Here is a 2,599-nt window from a genome sequence, read left to right as displayed (position 1 = left end):
AGGCAGCGACTCGACTGTTGGCCTGAACCGGGACGTGAACAGCGCCTATGAAATCACCAAGGACGAGGAAAGCCGTACCGATCTATATGTGAGCAAGTCGTCCATCGAGGCATTGAGTGATCCGATGGCGACGATTGAGCAGTGGGCTGAAGCACTCACTACTTACGATGAGACGGCTGTAAAGAACTTCGAGCAGATCGGTATCGGCCTGAATGTCAGCTACAACCGACTGGAAAAGGCATTGGGTCGCCAATTGCCACAAGGTGCCGAGCAGGCGGGTGGCGCTGCGCTTGCGGAGGGTGCGCTGGAAGCTTTGCTCCTAGGTGGCATGAAACTCAAAGATGCCAAGGCGCTTCTAGGCAGTGGGGAGTTTCAGGAAAAGGTTCTGGCACAACTCAAGGCGATCGACAGCATACCTCCGGAAGCATTCGACCGGGTGGCAGAGGTTGCCATCGGGGCATTGGAAATCAATGGAAAACCTTCCGACCCTTCACCTCCAGCTCATGCAGATGACCAGCTGACAGCCGCGCAAGACGTACTTCGAATGGTTTCCACCATGAACGAGTTCATGGAGCAGCATCCTGAAGGCAGCACTGCCCTTTCATGGGGCATGGCCGCTTTACAGGGGCCGAAGGGCATCATACAGCTTGCTGTGATACAGGCACTGGGGGAAACGGATGCGGGGCAAAGCGTGGCGCAGCAGCTTGCCGCCGTTGAGCAGTGGGCAGGCAGGGTAGTCGCTGAAGGTATTGAGAAAAAAGGCTTGGACGAGAGCAGGCCGCCAGAGCAGTTTTTGCTAGGTGGTGGTAATTTTGCGGCTGCCATTCTCATTGGTGCTGGCTATGGAAAAGGAAAGGATGGTAGTGCCGGGGCAAAAGGGGATGCTCCCAGCTTGTTACCGAAACCTGGCGATACTTCTGTACCTGTGAGTGGTGTAGGTGCTGGTGCTGTATTTAAGGTGGACTCGAACCAGCTGGGTAAGAAACTTCGTAAACACGTTCAAGATTTTGGCGGCAATGCGGCTAACCCTGCAGATCGTAAAATGGTGTTTGATAGAATTCAAGATATCGGGAATAACCCTGAGAAAGTGATCCCTGGGAGTTTTTCTGGTCAAGGGGCTGGAGGTGTGATTGGGAATGTGTTCTTCAGGATAAAAGGAAACGACGTGGTTGTGACAAAGCCAGATGGATCATTTGTTACTATCCTGAAGGATGGAGTGATTGGGAATACCTTTGTGAAAAATGCTTTGAAGGGGGCAGTGAATGGAGCTTTCTAACTTGTTAAAAGAGTGGTTGCTCCGCGTTCTCGGAAAGAGACTGATTTCTGTGTCTGGGCTGTTCTATATTTTCGAGGAGGAAAGGGTTTACCCCGCGCAGAGGTTATGTTTTTATTTTGAAGAGTCTCACATGGGAAGTGTTGGGTGTGCAATTGATGGTATGTCATTGGATTTCTCCTTGACTGCTATGGTCAATGTTGATCTTGGTGAATATGGCAGGGAAGAAGTTTTTCCAATATTGACTGAGGAGTTGTTTGGTGTTGTAGGAAAGAAGTTAATTTCTGCCTATTTAGTGCGCTCATCTGCTTCTGAAACTTTTTCTGGAATTAGCCTGGTTTTTGAAGAGGGGGGGGTTTCTATTCTTAATCTAGGGGATGAGTTGTATGTGGATAAAATTATATCGCCAGAGATTATAGTGAGTGAAGGCTTAAAGTTTATTGCGGTAGCCTGACGGGGCAAAAGCAACTGCAGTTCCCAAGGGTTTTTCAAGTGCAGATGATTTTGCGCGCTTTGGTGCAGATACTCGGGACGGCTTAACACGAGCTGGCTATGGGAATGTAGAGCCCATTCTTCAAGGAAGTGCTGTAACAGGGCAAAGTTTCAGAACCGGGCAAGCATTTGATGTTGGCAGAGTTAGTGACTTTGATATTGCTTTGGCAAGCCCGGAGCTTTTGCAGCGTGCTCAATCCCTAGGAATAGGCTTGAGAAGTGGGGGGACTCGTACTGGGCCATTAAGTGCGAGAGACTTGCAAGCTCTTGGGTTGAAAGATTTGGCAAGCCAGTTGAGCTCTCGGGCAGGGCGTGAAGTTAACTTTATGATTTATGACTCTGCAGCAACAGCTACAGGCCGAGCTCCAAGCGTGGCTCTCCCAAAATGACTATTGCATACGACCTATATGGGGGGCGGGAGTTAAGTCTTCTGTTGGCGAAAGAACATGTGGAAGAAATGCTTGGAGTTTCTCTTGAGGAAAGAGAGAGTTCCTATCAAGGTGGCATTTACTACGTGTGGGGGCGTAATGATTCGGAGCACTATGTTCTGAAGGTAAATGTTGATCCGTTTGATGAAGAGCCTGTAGAGCAAGATTTTCCGGACTTTCCCGTATTGCTCTACATAAATGCGACAGAGCGATCGTCTTCTATAGAGGAGGTCGTCAGGAAGGATAGTTTCTTTAAGCTACTCAGGCATGAAGTGTTTTAAAAATAGCCCCGGCACTGCCGGGGCTATTTGTTTCACTCCGCCGTAATCACCAAACAGCCCTGCATGACCCGAATCCGTATTTTCTCGTTGACCTGGAAGCCGGCCTGTTGCAGCCAGAGGCCGCG

3 protein-coding genes and 1 pseudogene are annotated in these 2,599 nt (G+C 49.7%); 3 read left to right on the top strand and 1 reads right to left on the bottom strand.

The features are described 5' to 3' along the window. The 3 genes and pseudogenes from BLR94_RS26935 to BLR94_RS26920 all read left to right on the top strand — a co-directional run. A pseudogene (locus BLR94_RS26935) lies at positions 1 to 1,276 on the top strand (hypothetical protein); the annotation flags it as partial. Next, on the top strand, positions 1,263 to 1,727 hold the full coding sequence (locus tag BLR94_RS26930; protein ID WP_139207536.1) for a hypothetical protein: 465 nt from the start codon (positions 1,263 to 1,265) through the stop codon (positions 1,725 to 1,727). The pseudogene BLR94_RS26935 and the gene BLR94_RS26930, both read left to right, overlap by 14 nt. A gap of 423 nt (positions 1,728 to 2,150) precedes the next feature. Continuing rightward, entirely contained in the window at positions 2,151 to 2,474 is a 324-nt protein-coding gene (locus BLR94_RS26920) for a hypothetical protein (RefSeq protein WP_084308993.1), read from the top strand. 32 nt (positions 2,475 to 2,506) lie between these two features. Here the strand turns inward: BLR94_RS26920 and BLR94_RS28370 are convergent, their stop codons facing one another. Continuing rightward, complete coding sequence (locus tag BLR94_RS28370) at positions 2,507 to 2,587, bottom strand: SymE family type I addiction module toxin (protein ID WP_425262119.1); 81 nt, start codon at positions 2,585 to 2,587, stop codon at positions 2,507 to 2,509. Positions 2,588 to 2,599: the final 12 nt, after the last annotated feature.

The sequence above is a fragment of the Phytopseudomonas flavescens genome, from assembly GCF_900100535.1.
Taxonomy (GTDB): domain Bacteria; phylum Pseudomonadota; class Gammaproteobacteria; order Pseudomonadales; family Pseudomonadaceae; genus Aquipseudomonas; species Aquipseudomonas flavescens.
The sequence above is the reverse complement of the archived record's forward strand: the minus strand, read 5'-3'. Positions and strand labels throughout refer to the sequence as shown.

Bases quoted from the DNA above. Each gene is read 5' to 3' on its own strand.
- BLR94_RS26930 (WP_139207536.1), top strand. From the start codon at position 1,263: ATGGAGCTTTCTAACTTGTTAAAAGAGTGGTTGCTCCGCGTTCTCGGA.
- BLR94_RS26920 (WP_084308993.1), top strand. From the start codon at position 2,151: ATGACTATTGCATACGACCTATATGGGGGGCGGGAGTTAAGTCTTCTG.